Source organism: Thermopolyspora sp. NPDC052614 (assembly GCF_040678635.1).
In the GTDB taxonomy this organism is placed as follows: domain Bacteria; phylum Actinomycetota; class Actinomycetes; order Streptosporangiales; family Streptosporangiaceae; genus Thermopolyspora.
In genome coordinates this window covers 223,950-241,526 of sequence record NZ_JBFATZ010000007.1, presented here as the reverse complement: position 1 = coordinate 241,526, position 17,577 = coordinate 223,950, and the positions used below count along the sequence as shown (strand labels likewise).

15 protein-coding genes are annotated in these 17,577 nt (G+C 70.9%); 3 read left to right on the top strand and 12 right to left on the bottom strand.

Annotated elements, in window-relative coordinates:
* Nucleotides 1-121: 121 nt before the first annotated feature.
* The 5 genes from AB0K60_RS17870 to AB0K60_RS17850 form a co-directional block, all read right to left on the bottom strand.
* Nucleotides 122-1,120 carry an FKBP-type peptidyl-prolyl cis-trans isomerase gene (locus AB0K60_RS17870; RefSeq protein ID WP_364055424.1) on the bottom strand — a complete coding sequence of 333 codons (999 nt, stop codon included), beginning with the start codon at nt 1,118-1,120 and terminating at the stop codon, nt 122-124.
* A 263-nt stretch (nt 1,121-1,383) separates the two neighbouring features.
* Nucleotides 1,384-2,742, bottom strand: coding sequence for a Pup--protein ligase (pafA, locus tag AB0K60_RS17865; protein ID WP_364055420.1), 1,359 nt, complete (start codon nt 2,740-2,742; stop codon nt 1,384-1,386).
* Between the two features lie 91 nt (nt 2,743-2,833).
* Nucleotides 2,834-3,640, bottom strand: coding sequence for a proteasome subunit alpha (gene prcA / locus AB0K60_RS17860; protein ID WP_364055417.1), 807 nt, complete (start codon nt 3,638-3,640; stop codon nt 2,834-2,836).
* A gap of 51 nt (nt 3,641-3,691) precedes the next feature.
* Entirely contained in the window at nt 3,692-4,498 is an 807-nt protein-coding gene (gene prcB / locus AB0K60_RS17855) for a proteasome subunit beta (protein WP_364055865.1), read from the bottom strand.
* 668 nt (nt 4,499-5,166) lie between these two features.
* Nucleotides 5,167-5,376, bottom strand: coding sequence for a ubiquitin-like protein Pup (locus tag AB0K60_RS17850; protein ID WP_364055413.1), 210 nt, complete (start codon nt 5,374-5,376; stop codon nt 5,167-5,169).
* Nucleotides 5,377-5,598: 222 nt separating this feature from the next.
* Between AB0K60_RS17850 and AB0K60_RS17845 the strand changes: the two genes are divergently transcribed.
* Nucleotides 5,599-6,003 carry a hypothetical protein gene (locus AB0K60_RS17845; RefSeq protein ID WP_364055410.1) on the top strand — a complete coding sequence of 135 codons (405 nt, stop codon included), beginning with the start codon at nt 5,599-5,601 and terminating at the stop codon, nt 6,001-6,003.
* A gap of 123 nt (nt 6,004-6,126) precedes the next feature.
* Here AB0K60_RS17845 and AB0K60_RS17840 read toward each other — a convergent pair whose 3' ends face one another.
* The 7 genes from AB0K60_RS17840 to AB0K60_RS17810 all read right to left on the bottom strand — a co-directional run bounded on the left by AB0K60_RS17840 (nt 6,127) and on the right by AB0K60_RS17810 (nt 14,183).
* Entirely contained in the window at nt 6,127-6,339 is a 213-nt protein-coding gene (locus tag AB0K60_RS17840) for a hypothetical protein (protein WP_364055407.1), read from the bottom strand.
* Nucleotides 6,340-6,368: 29 nt separating this feature from the next.
* On the bottom strand, nt 6,369-7,523 hold the full coding sequence (cbiE, locus tag AB0K60_RS17835) for a precorrin-6y C5,15-methyltransferase (decarboxylating) subunit CbiE (protein ID WP_364055404.1): 1,155 nt from the start codon (nt 7,521-7,523) through the stop codon (nt 6,369-6,371).
* A 38-nt stretch (nt 7,524-7,561) separates the two neighbouring features.
* Nucleotides 7,562-7,852: a hypothetical protein gene (locus AB0K60_RS17830; protein WP_364055401.1), complete on the bottom strand. Its 291-nt coding sequence runs from the start codon at nt 7,850-7,852 to the stop codon at nt 7,562-7,564.
* 131 nt (nt 7,853-7,983) lie between these two features.
* Nucleotides 7,984-9,501: a depupylase/deamidase Dop gene (dop, locus tag AB0K60_RS17825; protein ID WP_364055398.1), complete on the bottom strand. Its 1,518-nt coding sequence runs from the start codon at nt 9,499-9,501 to the stop codon at nt 7,984-7,986.
* Between the two features lie 205 nt (nt 9,502-9,706).
* Nucleotides 9,707-10,987, bottom strand: coding sequence for an acyltransferase (locus AB0K60_RS17820; protein WP_364055395.1), 1,281 nt, complete (start codon nt 10,985-10,987; stop codon nt 9,707-9,709).
* 333 nt (nt 10,988-11,320) lie between these two features.
* Nucleotides 11,321-13,084, bottom strand: a complete 1,764-nt coding sequence (arc, locus tag AB0K60_RS17815; protein WP_364055392.1) for a proteasome ATPase — start codon at nt 13,082-13,084, stop codon at nt 11,321-11,323.
* A gap of 220 nt (nt 13,085-13,304) precedes the next feature.
* Nucleotides 13,305-14,183 carry a tRNA (adenine-N1)-methyltransferase gene (locus AB0K60_RS17810; RefSeq protein ID WP_364055389.1) on the bottom strand — a complete coding sequence of 293 codons (879 nt, stop codon included), beginning with the start codon at nt 14,181-14,183 and terminating at the stop codon, nt 13,305-13,307.
* A gap of 239 nt (nt 14,184-14,422) precedes the next feature.
* Here AB0K60_RS17810 and AB0K60_RS17805 point away from each other — a divergent pair, with 239 nt between their 5' ends.
* Together AB0K60_RS17805 and AB0K60_RS17800 are read left to right on the top strand one after the other, a co-directional pair.
* A complete protein-coding gene (locus tag AB0K60_RS17805; RefSeq protein ID WP_364055386.1) occupies nt 14,423-15,508 on the top strand; it encodes a GNAT family N-acetyltransferase in 1,086 nt (361 codons plus the stop codon).
* Between the two features lie 316 nt (nt 15,509-15,824).
* Complete coding sequence (locus AB0K60_RS17800) at nt 15,825-17,519, top strand: helix-turn-helix transcriptional regulator (RefSeq protein ID WP_364055383.1); 1,695 nt, start codon at nt 15,825-15,827, stop codon at nt 17,517-17,519.
* Nucleotides 17,520-17,577 lie beyond the last annotated feature (58 nt).

The following is a 17,577-nucleotide window of genomic DNA, read 5'->3' as shown; positions in this document are numbered from 1 at the left end:
AGGGGTCCGGGGAGCCCTCCGGGCGTTCGGTGGAAAGCCGTACGCGTCCCTGCGGGCCGGGCGCGGGCCGGGCGCGCGCAGGGGGCCCGGCGCGCGCAGGGGCGGGCCGGGCGCGGGTCGGTCAGTAGGCCTCGAGGACGTCCACGACGAAGACCAGGGTGTCGGTGCCCTTGATCTCGCCCTGGCCCTGCTCGCCGTAGCCGAGCTTCGGCGGGATCGCCAGCACCACGCGGCTCCCCACCGGGACGCCGACCAGGCCCTGGTCCCAGCCCTTGATGACCTTGCCGGTGCCGATCTGGAACATCACCGGGTCGCCGCGGGTCCAGCTGCTGTCGAACTCCTTGTCGGTGCCCCAGATCTTGCCGGTGTACTGCACGATCACCGCCTGCCCGGACTTCACCTTGGGACCGTCGCCCTTGATGACGGTCTTCGCGACGAGATCGGTGGGCGCGGGCACGTCGGTCTTGGTGGTCAGCTTGGGCGCGGCCTCGCCGCCCGGGTTCTCCAAGGTGATGCCCTTGATGTCGAGCTTGACGGCCTCGCCCTTGGCGGCCTTGGTCTTGGAGGTGCCCAGGACGTCCACGACGTACAGGCTGGCGGTCTTGTCGGTGCCCTGGGCCTTGGCCTGCTGGAGCTGCTCGGGGCTGAGGCTGTCGATCGCGACGACGGCGAAGAACCGCTCGCCGACCTTGGCGTTCTGGAACGCGGTGTGGATGATCTTCGGCAGGGTGTCGCCCACCTTGAGCATCTGCGGGGAGCCCTCGTCGTAGGTGGACCCGACCATCGCGTTGGTCTTGCCGTCCCAGTTGAAGGCGGTGAGGTTCACCACCACGTTGTCGCCGGACTTGATGGCGTCGCCGTCACCCTCCTTGATCGTCTTGGCGGAGGAGGTGGCGGGCGGCGTGCCCGGCGGGAAGCTCACCTGTGGTTTCTTGCCCGCGTCGCCGGTGACCTTGAGGTCGTCCACGGCGGCCGGCGGGCCGACGGGGGCGGCGGAGGCCGACGCCGCCGACGACGCCGAGGATTCGGCGCCCTTGGTCGCATCACCACCCCCCGAGCCGCCACAGGCGGCGGCGAACAGCAGCGAGACGGAGGCGGCGAGTACGGCCAGTCGGCGCATGAATATTTCCTCGGGAACATGGGAGTCAGACGTTCAGGTCGGCGCCACACTACCCGACGTTGCTGAAAATCGCTGACAGGCGACGTCAACCCGGTGCCGGATACGTCGGCGTCAGACGGCCCCGGCCGGTGCGCCGTGCGATCGCCGAGCGATCGTCGCGGCGCCGTGGCCGGGGCCGCCGAAATGCCACTCCGAGATGCGACCCCGAGATGCCACTCCGAGGTGCGACCCCGAGGTGCGACCCCGAAAAGCGACCCCGCGCGTCACATGCCCGCGATGAGCTTGTCCACGCGCTCGTCCACGCTGCGGAACGGGTCCTTGCACAGCACCGTGCGCTGCGCCTGGTCGTTCAGCTTCAGGTGCACCCAGTCGACGGTGAAGTCCCGCCGCTTCTCCTGGGCCTTGCGGATGAACTCGCCGCGCAGCCGCGCCCGGGTCGTCTGCGGCGGCACCGACTTCGCCTCGAAGATCTTGATGTCGGAGGCCACCCGCTCCACCGCGCCGCGCTTCTGCAGCAGGTAGAACAGCCCGCGCTTGCGATGCACGTCGTGGTACGCCAGGTCGAGCTGGGCCACCCGCGGCGAGGACAGCGGCAGGTCGTACTTGCGGCGGTAGCGCTCGATCATCTGGTACTTGGTGACCCAGTCGATCTCGCGGGAGACCAGGTCGAGGTCGCCCGTCTCCACCGCGCGCAGGGTGCGCTCCCACAGGTCGAGCACCCGCCGGGCGATCACGTCGCCGCCGCGCCGGTCCACGAAGTCCTTGGCCTTGCCCAGGTACTCCTGCTGGATCTCCAGCGAGGACGCCTCCCGGCCGTTGGCGAGCCGTACCCGCCGCCTGCCGGTCATGTCATGCGAGACCTCGCGGATCGCCCGGATCGGGTTCTCCAGGCTGAGGTCGCGCATCACCACGCCGGCCTCGACCATGCGCAGCACCAGGTCGGTGGCGCCGACCTTGAGCAGCATGGTGGTCTCGCTCATGTTGGAGTCGCCGACGATGACGTGCAGGCGCCGGAAGCGCTCGGCGTCGGCGTGCGGCTCGTCGCGGGTGTTGATGATCGGGCGGGACCGGGTCGTCGCCGACGACACGCCCTCCCAGATGTGCTCGGCCCGCTGGGAGACGCAGTAGACCGCTCCACGCGGCGTCTGCAGCACCTTGCCGGCCCCGCAGATGATCTGGCGGGTCACCAGGAACGGGATGAGCACATCGGCCAGCCGCCCGAACTCTCCGTGCCGCCCCACCAGGTAGTTCTCGTGGCAGCCGTAGGAGTTTCCGGCCGAGTCGGTGTTGTTCTTGAACAGGTAGATGTCCCCGGCGATGCCCTCCTCGCGCAGACGCTTCTCGGCGTCCACGAGCAGGCCCTCCAGGATGCGCTCCCCCGCCTTGTCGTGGGTGACCAGCTCCACGACGTTGTCACACTCGGGCGTGGCGTACTCGGGATGACTGCCGACGTCCAGATAGAGCCGGGCGCCGTTGCGCAGGAACACGTTGCTCGACCGGCCCCAGGACACGACCCGCCGGAACAGGTACCGGGCCACCTCGTCCGGGGACAGGCGGCGCTGCCCCCGGAAGACGCACGTAACGCCGTACTCGTTCTCCAGGCCGAAGATGCGACGATCCATTACCTCACACTATTCTCCCCACGCTCACAGCGCGGAAGATCTTTGTTGTCGGGAAGAACCTGCCGTACGGCGTGCCCGCGATGTGGGGCGTCTACTCCCCGGAACCGGTATCGATCTCCCCCTCGGGCGCGGTGGGCGGCGCGGTCGGCGGCGCCTGGCCGCCCCCGGCGGACTCGGCCGAAGCCTCCTGCGCGGGCGGCCCGGCCGGTTTCCCGGCCGCGAGCAGCCGCTCCAGGCGGGGGCCGACCAGGCGCACGAACTTGCGCTGCGGCCGGTTGCGGTCGAGGATCGCCACTTCGAGCTGGCTGGTCGGGAGCGGGTCGCCGCCGGGCTCGGTGAGCGCCAGCAGGGCCGCTCGCAGCGCCTCCTCCAGCGTCATGCCCTCGCGGTAGTGCTCCTTGAGCCGCGTCGCCACCGCGTCGGCCTGGCCGCCCATGGCGATGCCGCCGTGCTCGTCCTGAACCGATCCGTCGAAGGTGAGCCGGTAGATCTGGTCCTCCTCGGCGCTGTCGCCCACCTCGGCGACGACGATCTCCACCTCGAACGGCTTGATCGAGTCGGTGAAGATCATGCCGAGCTGCTGCGCGTAGAGGTTGGCGAGGCCGCGGCCGGTGACGTCGGCCCGGTCGTAGTTGTAGCCGTTGACGTCGGCGTAGCGGATGCCGGCGAGCCGCAGCGCCTCGAACTCGTTGTACCGGCCCACGGCCGCGAAGGCGATGCGGTCGTAAATCTCACTGATCTTGCGTAGTGCCCGGGACGCGTTGTGCGCGACGAGCAGGATCCCGTTCTCGTACTGCAGCACGACCGAACTGCGGCCCCGCGCGATCCCCTTGCGCGCGTAGTCCGCCTTGTCCCGCATCTGCTGCTCGGCGGGGACATATCCAAACGGGATGGACACCGTGGCGTTCCTCTCGAAGTGGTGTGCTCGGGGTGATCTGGCGCGGCAGGGCTAGCGCAGCGGGGCGTGCGGGCCGTCGGGAGCCCGCAGGCGGCCCTCCAGCAGCGACCGCACGTGCGCCTCCACCTCCTCGTCGGACAGCCTGCGGAAGCCCTCGTCGTCGATCACCGCGACCACCGGGTAGATCTTCCGGCTCACGTCCGGGCCGCCGGTCGCCGAGTCGTCGTCGGCCGCGTCGTACAGGGACTGCAGGCACACCAGCACGGTGTCCTCGGCCGACGCGCCGTCGCGGTACAGCTTCTTCAGCGCGCCCCTCGCGAAGATCGAACCCGAGCCGATCGACGCGTACTGCCGCTGCTCGTACGGCCCGCCGCCGACGTCGAAGCTGAAGATGCGCCCGGCCCCCTGGTCGAGGTCGTAGGCGGCGAAGATCGGCACGACCGCCAGCCCCTGCATCGCCATCGGCAGGTTGCCGCGGATCATCGTGGCGAGCCGGTTCGCCTTGCCCTCGGCCGACAGCTCGCGCAGCTCACGCTTCTCGTAGTGCTCCAGCTCCACGCAGTACAGCCGGGCCAGCTCGATGCCCATGCTGGCGGTGCCGGCGATGCCCACGCAGGAGTACTCGTCGGTGCGGAACACCTTCTCGATGTCGCGCTGGGAGATCATGTTGCCGGAGGTCGCCCGCCGGTCCCCCGCCATCACCACGCCGCCCTCGAACGTCGCGGCGACGATCGTCGTCGCGTGCGGAATCTGGTCACCGACCGGCACCGCCGGAACCTCCCGGTTCCAGGGCAGGAGGTGGGGGGCGTATGAGCCGAGGAACTCGGTGAACGATGGGCTGCCCGTGTCGAGCATCATCGGATTCATCCAGCCCTGTTGTGGTGCCACGCGACTCCCTCCAAACGATCCAAGTGTTACGCCCTGACACTACTCATGTTGTCGAGCCGCTCGCACTCGCCCCGATCAGCTCAGCGCGAAGTTTGGCCCCAGATGCAACGCGCATCGCCGACCGGCGTGATTTCTTCTCCACACCGAACCGAACTTTTACGCGGTGAGTCGTCGGGGAGTCGGCATGGAGTCGGCATGGAGTCGTCAGGGCGTCGGCGGGGAGTCGGCCCGGCCGGCGCGCCGGACCGCCCGCGGACGCGGACGGGCCCGCCTCCGCACGTCTGGCCAACGTGCTCGGCGGGCCCCTCTCCCGTTCGAGATCGTCGGCGCAACGGCACGGTCGCCGCTACGCCCTTGTACCCGTCGCGACGCTCAGCCGGCGAGATGGATCCCGCCGCGAACGCCGCGAGGCGCGTTCCTTTCCCGGTCGTCCATCGGCGCGGCCTCGCCCCGCGGCCCCGGGCGGGCCGGCGGTCGGTCGCGCGACAGGGCGCTGCGCCTCAGGCACCGCCCCACCCCGTGACGCGGGGGATCGGACCGAACCCGGCGAACGGCGTCGCCGCCTTCCGGCCCTGGCTCCCGCTCATCCCCTTCAAGCACGTAGGTCCTCTCCCCCGGACTCCTCGTCCGCCGTCGTCCTACTGACCGCCCTTCTGGACGTAGGAGCGGACGAACTCCTCCGCGTTCTCCTCCAGAACCTCGTCGATCTCGTCGAGGATCGCGTCGACGTCGTCGGTGAGCTTCTCCTGCCGCTCCTGGACGTCGGTAGTGTCCTGCACCTCGGTCTCGTCGACCTCTTGATCGCGCCGACCGGCCTGCTTCTGACCGCCCGTGTCCCTGGTTGCCATCTACGACACCTCCAGCTTGGGGGACCCTGTCCTGTATATCTTCCCCGAACCGGACGACATTCCCCGCGGATCGTCCCGCGCGCTTCCCGCCGGTCCGGAAGGACGTTGTCGTGACCGCCAGACAACCCGACGTCCCGCCGCGAAAGCAAGTGCGACTTGACTGGATAGCTTCCCTATCCAACAATTGGATAGCGTTGCTGTCCAATCAAGAGAGGCGCAGCCATGTCCTCCGCATCCCTGACCACCGCGGGCGTGGTCCTGCTCACCGTCTTCACCATCGCGATCGGCGGCTTCTCCCTGCTCGCCCACATCGGCCGCCGCCTCCCCGGCTACCTGGACAACCCGGTACGACGCGGCCTCTGGCGCGCCGGCCACGCCCACGCCGGAGTGTTGGTGATCTTCGCCCTCGTCGCCCTCCTGTACGTGGACCAGACGGACCTGTCCGACGGCCTGAAGGCACTGGTGCGCACGCTCATGGTGGCCGCCCCGATCCTGATGCCGCTGGGCTTCTTCCTGTCCGTGGTGCGCCCCGGCGACACCAGGCCCAACAAGCTGATCTACCTGACCGGCCTCGGCGGCGTCTGCCTCGCGGTTGGGACCTTCACGCTCGGCCTGGGTCTGCTCTGATCGCGACCCCCTTTACAAAGTAGATTCGCTCCTGCCCTCCGGGGGGAGGACCCTCCGACCAGCACCATGATCACGCCAGCCGGGGTCACGATCGGGTACGGCGGGCCGCCAGAGTGCCCCTCGTCAGCGGCCCCGCTCGGCCGGACGCCCCCACACAAGGAACGCGTGGCCGTCGGGCTCGGCCTGCCGTACCGGCCGGTCGGAGAGGCCGAGGTCGCCGGAGAAGCTCAGCGGAGAGGTCCGCAGGCATATCCCCTCGGCCGCGTAGCCGTGCTCGCGCAGCGCCCGCACCACGGGCGGCACCCGGTCCTCGGCGGCGACGGCCGCGGCCAGCACCCGTGGCCTCCGCGCCGCGCACGCGGCGATCACCTCGGGCCCGCCGCCGCCCACGAAGACCGCGTCCGGGTCGGGGAGCGGCTCCAGCGCCGCCGGGCCACGCCGCAGGAGAGCATCACCTTGACCCGATGGGCCACGACGTTGCGGCGGATGCGCTCGCACGCGGCGGCGTCCCGCTCGACCGCCACCACGGCCGCGCCGAGCCGGGCGCACTCCACCGCGACCTCGCCGTCGCCCGCGCCCACGTCCCACACCAGGTCGCCCAGGCGCGGCCCGAGCCGGGCCAGGACCAGGGCGCGCGCCTCCGCGGTCACCCGCCTCCGTCCGCCGGTCGCGAACGCGTCCGCGGGCAGCGCCCACTCCTCCGGGCCGGGGGCGGCGCCGGCGATCCAGCCGGGCCCGCCGCCGACCTGACGCCCGCGGTCGAGCACGAGCACGACGTCGGGGTTGCGCCAGGGGCGGGTGGTCGCCTCGCCGAGCCGCGGCCAGGACACCCGTTCGTCCGGTCCGCCCAGGTCCTCGCACACCACCAGGCTCCGGGGGGTGGAGGGCGCGAGCGCGCGGGCCAGCTCCGACGGCCCGGCTCCCGGCCCGGTGAGCACGGCGACCTTGCGGTGCGCGCGGCAGACGTTCACCGCGCGGCGGAAGTCCCGGCCGCGCGCCGACACCACGATCGCGTCCTCCCAGTTGATCCCCGCTTTGGCGAAGGCGCGGGCGACGACCGAGACCGCGGGCAGCACCTCGGGCGAGTGCCCCCGCTCTCGCAGGGCGCGCACGATCCCGAAAAAGCCGGGATCCCCGGTGGCGAGCACGACGACGTTCGCGGGCCCGCTCTCCGCGCCCCGCGCCGTTCGTCCCAGTTCGATCCGGACCGTGTCGGAGGGGAAGGTCTCGGCGAGCCGGGCGGGGAGTCCCCCGGTGGGCCCTCCTGTGGGCCCTCCCAGGGGCCCTGCCGCCGACGTCGCCGTCGCGCCGGTGTCCGCGCTGCGGAGGAGGTCCGCCAGAGCCTCCTCGATCAGGTCGAGGACGTCCACGCCTTCCTGGACGGTCACCCGCCGGGCGGTTTCGGGCGCCGGTACGGCGGAGAGGTGGCCGGGGGCGCCGATGACCAGATCGGCGTCGGCCAGACGGGCGCGGGCGTGCGGGGGCAGGGGCGTCCCGTCGAGCCCGACCACGGTGATCATGCTGGGTCTTCCCTTTCACGGGACGGCCGCCGTCTCGCTCACGGCTCGCCGAGGTCCTCCGTCCGGCCGGTGGCGAGGTTGAGCAGACCGCGGAACAGGGTCTGGCGGTGGGCGCGGCAGACGTAGTAGTCGATCCAGCCGCCGTCGGCGTCGGGGTCGTAGACGTACTGCACCGGCGGCGCGGCCGACGGCGCGGGGAAGCGGTGGCCGAAGAGCCAGAACGTCGCCATCTCCCCCACGTAGTCGGCACGTTCGCCGTCCCGCCACCGGTTGCCGCCGGCGATGTCCTGGCTGGCCACGGCCCGCAGGTGCGGGCAGATCGCGCTCATCCGCCCACGCCCCCGCCGCGACGGCGTCGCGGAGCGGGAGCCCCGGCGGACGGGGGCGGCTCTGCGGGCGGCTCGGATGCCATGCGGACCTCCTCGGTACGGCGCCGGCGGCGTGCCCGGCCCGGCCGCCGTCAGTTCTCGCCGGTGAGCGCGGCGACGAGCTCGGCGGCCGTGCGGCAGCGGTCGAGCAGGTCGCCGACGTGGGCCTTGGTGCCGCGCAGCGGTTCCAGGGTGGGGACCCGCTGGAGCGACTCCCGGCCCGGGATGTCGAAGATGACCGAGTCCCAGGACGCGGCCGCGACCGACTCGCTGTACTGCCGCAGACACCGGCCGCGGAAGTAGGCGCGGGTGTCGGCGGGCGGGATCTCGATGGCCCGGTCCACCTCCTCCTCGCTCACCAGCCGCTGCATGCGCCCGCGGGCGACCAGGCGGTTGTACAGGCCGCGGTCGGGGCGGATGTCGGAGTACTGCAGGTCGACCAGTTGCAGGCGCGGGTGCGACCAGGGCAGATTGTCCCGCGTCCGGTAGCCCTCCAGCAGTTCCAGCTTCGCCACCCAGTCCAGCTCCCGGGCGAGCTGCATCGGGTCCTCGGCGAGGCGGGTGAGCACGGACTCCCAGCGGGCCAGCACGTCCTTGGTCAGGTCGTCGGCGCCGGTGCCGTACCGGTCCTCGACGTACTTGCGGGCCTGCTCCAGGTACTCCATCTGCAGCTGGACGGCGGTCATCTTCCGGCCGTCGCGCAGCGTGAGCACGTGCTTGCAGGTGGGGTCGTGGGACACCGCGCGCAGGGCGGCGACCGGGGACTCCACCGACAGGTCGGTGGTGAGGAAGCCGTCCTCGATCATCGCCAGGACCAGCGACGTCGAACCCAGCTTCAGATATGTGGATATTTCCGACATGTTGGCGTCGCCAATGATCACGTGCAGGCGACGGTACTTCTCCGGGTCGGCGTGCGGCTCGTCCCGGGTGTTGATGATCGGCCGCTTCAGCGTCGTCTCCAGGCCGACCTCGACCTCGAAGAAGTCGGCGCGCTGGCTGATCTGGAAGCCCTCGCCGCGCGAGTCCTGCCCGATGCCGACCCGGCCCGCCCCGCACACCACCTGGCGGGAGACGAAGAACGGGGTCAGGTGCCGGACGATGTCGGCGAAGGGCGTGGCGCGCCGCATCAGGTAGTTCTCGTGGCAGCCGTACGAGGCGCCCTTGTTGTCGGTGTTGTTCTTGTACAGCTGGATCGGCGCGTTCCCCGGTATCGCCGACGCCCGGAGGGCGGCGTCGTGCATGACGCGCTCGCCCGCCTTGTCCCAGATCACCGCCGCCCGTGGGTTGGTGCACTCGGGTGTGGAGTACTCCGGGTGGGCGTGATCGACGTACAGCCGGGCCCCGTTGGTGAGGATGACGTTGGCGAGGCCCAGATCCTCATCGGTGAGCTGGCTGGAGTCGGCCACCTCGCGGGCGAGGTCGAAGCCCCGGGCGTCCCGCAGCGGATTCTCCTCCTCGAAGTCCCATCGGGCCCGGCGGGCCCTCGCGGCCGAGGCCGCCAGGTAGGCGTTGACGACCTGGGACGAAGTCACCATCGCGTTCGCGCCAGGCTGACCGGGCACGGAAATGCCGTACTCGGTTTCGATGCCCATCACTCGCCTTACGGTCATGCGCGTCCTCAGTCCTCTATCACTTTGCGCCCCGTCGCGCCGTGCACTTTTCCGCTCGGGCTCTTGCCCGGACCGGCCCGGTCCGAACTCGATCCGCCGCTTCGGCCGATGGTAACCGGCATCCCGGACAGTAACGCCACGGCTTGGCGCGCCTTGGCCCCCCTGTCCGCCTCACCGGCGCCACCTCCTCGCGTCTCCCCTGAGCCTAGACTGTCCCACGCCCGTCGTGGCCTAACAGTTCTGGGACAGAAACTGTGCGTATGTACCCTCTTTGGGGCGTCTGACCCGGCTTAGGTGGTGGCTCGGAAACTTTTGCGGACAGGTCACGCGCGGCGCGCAAAGAGGCCGTCAATCGTGGTTTAAGGAAGCGTTGGGCGGGTTTTTCGACAAACCTCCAGATAAGGTGGGATAGCGCCAGCGAGACGCCCAGGGTGATCGCGACGAGCAGCCAGCCGTTCAGGCTCTCCTCGTACGCCGGGATGAACACGGCAGAAACGGTCTGGTGCAGCAGATAGAGCGGGTACGTCAGGGCGCCCAGGGTCACCAGGCCGCGCCAGCGCATCCAGCTCAGCGCGTGCACGGCCACGAGGCCGACCACGAGGAAGATCACCGTGATGGCGAGCATGACGGCCCACTCCGGGGCCGGGAAGTCCTTGACGCCGACCAGCTTCACCCGCCCGGCGACCCGCTCGGTGGCCTCCCGCAGCGCGAAGGCGTACGAGGCGCCGACGAGCGCCCAGGTGATCAGCGAGGAGCCGTACCGGTAGATCAGGTAGAACGCCATGCCGGCCACGAAGTAGGGCGCGTGATGCGGGATCACGATCATGTCCATCAGCCCCGGGTCCTGGTTGCCGACGTACGCGGCGACCACCAGCCAGGCGGCCATGAAGATCAGCACGCGCCGCACGGTGATGCCGATGAGGGCGAACACCGTCATGATCACGTAGAAGCGCAGCTCCACCCACAGCGACCAGTAGACGCCGCTGGCGTGCCCGACGCCGAGGCCCTGCTGGGCCATGGTCAGGTTCACCACGTAGTCGGTCGGGGACAGGTTGGGCCGGAAGCCCTGCACGTTGGTGAACGTGTACAGCAGGAAGATCGCGACCACGCTGAACCAGTACGCCGGGAACAGGCGGGTAAACCGGGAGATCGCGAACTCGCCCGCCGTACGCCCCATCACGCTCATCAGGATCACGAAGCCGCTGATGATGAAGAACAGCTCGACCCCGAGGATGCCGAGCGTGGTCAGCGGCGCGACGCTGGGGAAGATCCGGGTCGGCTGCACCCCCCACAGGGACTTGCTCGCGGCCATGTAGTGGAAGGCGACGACCGACAGGGCGGCGACGAACCTCAGCAGGTCGAGCTCTCCCAGGCGGGCGTGCCCGCCGTTGGCGGCAGGCCGCGCGGGGGCCGTTCCGCCCCCGGGCCTCTTGCCGCCCGGGAACGCCCCCCGACCGGCGAAGAGACGATCAAAGCGCAGAGACACGGGGATTGGACGTGAGATCAACTGATGCCGGTTCCCACCGGTATCAACAGTTGCATCACCGTTGCGCGACCGTCTCCGGCCGACGGCAGACCGGAGACGGGCCGGGCGGCCGAAGGGGGCGGCGGGACGGCGAACGGGCGGCCCTGGCTCCGGTCGGAGTCACGGCCGCCCGTGCGGTCGCCGTCACGTGGGAGGCGGCACGCCCTCCCGCGCCCTCAGGACCCCCTCCAGGACCACCGAGATCCTGTAGAGCCTTCAGAGCCTTGAGAGCACGGGAGCCGCGGCTGCCCGGAGATTCGGTTGTGCCAGGTCCGTCTGGGTCGGTTGCCGGTGTTACAGGTACTGTCCGGTGTTCGCCACCGTGTCGATGGAGCGCCCGGCCTCGGCGCCCTGCTTGCCCGACACGAGGGTGCGGATGTAGACGATCCGCTCGCCCTTCTTGCCGGAGATGCGGGCCCAATCGTCGGGGTTGGTGGTGTTCGGAAGGTCCTCGTTCTCGCTGAACTCGTCCACGCAGGCGGCCAGCAGGTGCGTCACCCGCAGACCCTTCTGCCCGGTCTCAAGGAACTCCTTGATCGCCATCTTCTTGCCCCGGTCCACGATGTTCTGGATCATGGCGCCGGAGTTGAAGTCCTTGAAGTACAGGACCTCCTTGTCGCCGTTGGCGTACGTCACCTCGAGGAAGCGGTTCTCCTCGCTCTCGGCGTACATGCGCTCGACGACGCTCTGGATCATGCCCTGCACCGTGGCGTCGGCGGAGTTTCCGTGTTCGGCCAGGTCGTCCGGGTGCAGCGGCAGGTCGGCGGTGATGTACTTGGAGAAGATGTCCTTCGCCGCCTCGGCGTCCGGCCGCTCGATCTTGATCTTGACGTCCAGGCGGCCGGGCCGCAGGATCGCCGGGTCGATCATGTCCTCGCGGTTGGAGGCGCCGATGACGATGACGTTCTCCAGGCCCTCGACACCGTCGATCTCCGACAGCAGCTGCGGGACGATGGTGTTCTCCACGTCCGAGGAGACGCCCGAGCCGCGGGTACGGAAGATCGAGTCCATCTCGTCGAAGAACACGATCACCGGGGTGCCCTCGGAGGCCTTCTCCCTGGCGCGCTGGAAGACCAGGCGGATGTGCCGCTCGGTCTCGCCGACGTACTTGTTGAGCAGCTCCGGGCCCTTGATGTTGAGGAAGAAGCTCTTGCCGGACTGGCCGGTCTTCTCCGCGACCTGCTTGGCCAGGGAGTTGGCGACCGCCTTGGCGATGAGCGTCTTGCCGCAGCCGGGCGGGCCGTACAGCAGCACGCCCTTGGGCGGGCGGAGCTTGTGCTCCTTGAACAGGTCCGAGTGCAGGTAGGGAAGCTCGATCGCGTCCCTGATCTGCTCGATCTGCCGGGACAGGCCGCCGATCTCCTCGTAGGAGATGTCGGGGACCTCCTCCAGCACGAGCTCCTCGACCTCGGCCTTGGGAATGCGTTCGTAGACATATCCGGACCTGGGCTCGAGCAGCAGCGAGTCGCCGGCCCGGATCGGCTGGTCGAGCAGCGAGTCGGCCAGGCGGACCACGCGCTCCTCGTCGGCGTGCGAGATCACCAGCGCGCGCTCGCCGTCGTCCAGCAGTTCCTTGAGCATCACGATCTCGCCGACGCTCTCGAAGCCGAGGGCCTCGACCACGTTGAGCGCCTCGTTGAGCATGACCTCCTGGCCACGCCGCAGCGAGTCCACGTCGACCGCCGGACTGACGTTCACCCGCAGCTTGCGGCCGCCGGTGAACACTTCGATGGTTCCGTCGTCACGGGCGTCAAGGAACACGCCGAAGCCGGACGGCGGCTGCGCCAGCCGGTCGACCTCCTCCTTGAGGGCGACGATCTGGTCCCTGGCCTCCTTGAGGGTGGCCACGAGCCTCTCGTTCTGGCCGGTGACGGCGGCCAGGTTCGCCTGCGCCTCGTGGAGACGCTCCTCCAGAACCCTGTTCTGACGGGGGGTTTCCGCCAGCTTGCGACGCAGCGCGGCGATCTCCTCCTGCAGGAAGGAGACCTGTGTTGTGAGATCCGCGACCTCCCGTTCGCGCTGCGCGGCCCGAGCCTCTGCGTCGTCGCGAGCTGCCACGCCCCGTCACCTCCTTCCCAGTCGAGGGCGACTACTCAAGACCCTACCTATCTCGGGGCTATCCGTAACCTGGCCATGCAGTGTTCGTGCTGTCACATCCAGTTTCCGGTATTTCATCCTCGAAGGTCCGTTTACGAGTGCCAGCACGGGACCACGACGATCTGTTCCCATGTTCGCGTATCGAGGCTTGGTTGTGGCCGAATCGTCATAACAGCCGGTTCTAAGGCTCGTTGGAGGCCTCCTCCCCGTACGCGCCCTTGGCGGGGCGCCGGCGCCTCGGCGGGGGCAACACGCCGTCCGCCATGCGGCGGGCGGTGACGAGGAATCCCGTGTGCCCGACCATGCGGTGATCCGGCCGTACGGCGAGCCCTTCGACATGCCAGTCGCGAATCAAGGTCTCCCACGCGTGAGGCTCGGTAAAACTCCCGTGTTCGCGCAAGGTCTCCACCGTTCTGGACAGTTGGGTCGTGGTGGCAACATAACAGCAGATAACGCCACCCGGCGTGAGCGCTTTCGCCGCGGCGTCCACGCACTCCCAGGGCGCCAGCATGTCGAGGATCACCCGGTCCACGTCCGTCTCGTCCAGGCAGTCGACGAAGTCGCCCACCACCAGCCGCCAGCGCCCGACCGGCCCGTCCGGCTCCGGGCCGAAGAACCGCTCCACGTTCTTGCGCGCCACCTCGGCGAAGTCGGCCCGCCGCTCGTAGGAGGTCACGGTGCCGCTCTCCCCGGCCGCCCGCAGCAGGAAGCACGTCAACGCGCCGGAGCCGACCCCGGCCTCGACCACCCGCGCGCCGGGGAACACGTCGGCCATCGCGACGATCTGGGCGGCGTCCTTGGGGTAGACGACCGCCGCGCCGCGCGGCATCGACACCGCGTAGTCGCGCAGCAGGTGCCGGAAGGCGAGGTAGGGCGTGCCGTTCGAGGAGCGCACCACCGAACCCTCGGGCAGGCCGATCAGCTCATCATGGGGGATGGACCCCTTGTGCGTGTGGAAGACGCCGCCCTCGCGCAGCGTCACCGTGTGCCGCTTGTCCTTGGGGTCGGTGAGCTGAACCTGATCCCCCGGGCGGAAGGGCCCGTGCCTGCGAAAACCCATGCGGGTAGCTTATGGCCGCGCGGGGGCGCGCGAGGCCGGTCGAGCACCGCCGGGATGAGACGGGCCGCCCTCGGTTGGGCGTGATTCACCCTGGATGCCGCCTGGATGCCGCGCGATATCCGGTTTCTCACCCCGGAGGGCCGGGCCTTGCGCCCGGGGCCGCCGCTCGACTCGTGGAAAAAAGCGATTCGCGTTCAGCGGCCATTGACTGATACGTGTTTGGGGTGTTTCCACGCGAGGTGATTCCCGCCGGCCGGATCGTGCTCCGCCCACCCGTCGAGGCGGACGCGGAGGCCATCGCCGAAGGATGCGCCGACCCCGACATCATCCGGCACATCCCGAGTATTCCGGTGCCGTACTCCCGAGACGACGCGCTGGCCTACATCCGCACCTTCGTCCAGGAGACCTGGGCGCACGGCGGTGCCTCGTTCGCCATCGCCGACGCCGCCTCGGACCGCTGGTTGGGGAACATCGGCCTCAAGCCGATGAACGTGCACGGCTCCGGTGAGATCGGCTACCTGATGGCCCCCTGGGGCAGGGGCCGGGGCCTGACGGCCGCCGCGACCCGTGCCCTCACCGCGTGGGCGTTCTCGCACGGCCTCCCGCGCGCCGAGATCATGTGCGACGTGGAGAACGTCCCCAGCCAGCGGGTGGCGATGGCGGCCGGGTACGTCCGCGAGGGCGTGCTGCGGGGCGGCGAGACCCAGCGCGACGGCAGCCGCTACGACCTGGTGCTGTTCGCCCGGCTGCCCGGGGATTCCGGCGAGCCCGTGCGGCCGTACCTGCCGCCGGTGCCGGGCGGCTCGCTCACCGACGGCGTCGTACGGCTGACGCCGCTCACCTCGGCCGACGCCGACGACTACCACGCGCTGGCGTGCGAGCCGGACGTCGTGCGGTTCTCGGTTCCGCCGGTCCCGCCGTCGTACGAGGAGATCGTCCACCGCTGCCGTTACGCGGGCACCCGCTGGCTCGCCGGCGAACGCGCCGACTTCTCCGTCAGGGACGCGGAGACCGGTGCCTACGTCGGCCAGATCCAGCTCTCGAACATCATCCCGGCGCTCGACGAGGCCATGATCGGTTACAGCACGCGGCCCGAGTACCGCGGCCGCGGCTACACGCCGCGCGCGGTGGAGCTCCTGGTCTCCTGGGCCTTCGCGGCAACCCCGCTCGTCCGGCTGATCGCCGGCACCGCCCCGGAGAACACCGCCTCGCACCGGGTGCTGGAGAAGACCGGGTTCACCCGCGAGGGTCTCCTGCGCGGCCGGCTCCCCGGCCTCGACGGCGCCCGCCGCGACGACGTCCAGTGGGTACGCCTGCGCCCCTGACCGCCCCCTCCCGGCGGGCCGTCCGGCGACGGTGCCGCCGTCGGCGCCGGAGAATGCCCGAGAGCGCCCGAGAGCGCCCGGGACCGTCCAATGCGTACCGGTGCGCGGATTGACTCCCGTTTCACCGCGAAGGAACGGTTCAAAGTTGCTCTCCGCGTTCTTATTATCACCCTGTGACGATCTCATGGCCGTTCACGGAACGGAACGCCCGGGACCCCCTCACGGCGCGTGACCCCCGGCCAAGCCCCGGGGTCGGTGACGCCTTCGCGATCGACGCCCGGCGCGGCGAGGCACGCGGCGGCCGGGCCGAACCGCGGTGAAGGCCGACGCGGACCCGGAGATGGCCGCGCGGGACGCCGCCGCCCTCGCCCGCGTCCTCCTTCAGGACGGCCGGGCCGACGAGGCGCACGCCGCCCTGGAGGCGGTGGACGAGACGGCGCTGAGCGAGCGGTCACTCGCCCGGGTGCTCTTCGCCCGGCTGGTCACGCTCAACTTCGGGCTCGGCCGCACCGACGCGGCCGACGCGGTGTTCAGGCAGGCCCTGCGCCGACTGCGGGACCCGGCCCTGACCTCCGCCTTCGTCGCCCAGCACGCCTACCACCTGGCCATGCGCGGCGAGTGCCGACGCGCCCTGGATCTCCTCGGCCCGGCCGGGCCGGGCCGGTCTCGGGGGCCCGCCGCGGCCCACCCGGTGGCGGTCGCGGCGAGGGCGATCGCGTTGACCCAGCTCGGCCGCTGCCGCCAGGCCGTGGCGCTGTGCGAGTCGGTGCTGTGTGAGTCGGCTCTGCGCGAGTCGGCGCTGTCCGGGACCAAGCCGGACGAGACAGCGCCGAACAAACCGGCGCCGGACGCAACGGTGCCAAACGCAACGGTGCCGAACAAACCGGTGCAAAACCAGGCGGCGCACAACCAGATGGTGGCGGACCACACGACGCCGGGCGGCCGAGCGCGCACGGCTCCCATCCCGCCGGACGCCCGCATGGCGCTGGAACTGGCCCGGCACTCCGCCGGGCTGCTGTCCGGGGAGGCCGCCCGCACCCGTGTCCTGCTCGCGGGGTTCCTCAACGCCGAGACCGGCGGGCCATGCGACGCCACGAGGGCGCTGCTGGAGGTGTGCCTGCTGCAGGCCGAGCGGCTCGGCGGCGCCCTCCACCAGGCCACCCGCCGCGCCCGGCGGACGCTCGCGCCGCGCTCCGGCGCCGCGGACGCCGCCACCGTCGCCGCCGCCGCGGAGACCGCGCACCTGGCCGCCCTGCGCGGCGACCTCGCCGAGGCCGAGGAGGCCCTCGCGGCGGCCCGCCGCGCCGCTTTCCCCGCCACCCGCCTGCCGGGCTTCTGGCTCGATTTGGCCCGGCCCTGGGTGATCGCGCTCCGCGACGGCCCCGCCGCCGCGACCACCGCCGCGCTCACCACGGCCGGGCGCGCCCGTGGAGCCGGGCTGCACGCGTTCGAACTGCTCGCCCTGCACGACGCGGTACGGCTCGCGCCGCCGGGCTCGGCCCCCTGCCACCCCGCGGCGGCCCGCCTGGGCGTCATCGCCACCGTCTTCGAGGGCGATCTGGCCCCGGTGGCCGCCGCCCACGCCCGTGCCGCCGCCACCGCCGACGCGGCGGGCCTGATGGCCGCGTCCCGGGACCTGGAGCGCATCGGCATGCCGCTGCACGCCGCCGAGGCCGCCGCGCAGGCCGCGGACGTCCTGGCGGCCGCCGGCCGCGACGTCGCGGCTCGGGCGCCCTCCGCCCGCGCCTGGTACCTGTCCCTCCGCTGCGCCGGCGCGCGCACGCCGGCCCTGGCCCGGGTCCGCGAGCCCCGCCTGACCAACCGCGAGGGTCAGGTCGCCTGCCTCGCGGCGGGCGGCCTGACCAGCAAGCGGATCGCCGCCCGCCTCGGCATGTCGGTGCGCACCGTCGACAACCACCTGCGCGCCGTCTACACCAAGCTCGGCATCTCCGGCCGGGCCGAACTCGCCGCCATCGGCATGAGACCCTGCCAGGGCGGTGAGGGCCGGTGAGGCCGCGCCCCCCGGGTCCCTCGGGTCCCCCGGGTTCTCCGGTGGATCCGCAGGAGGA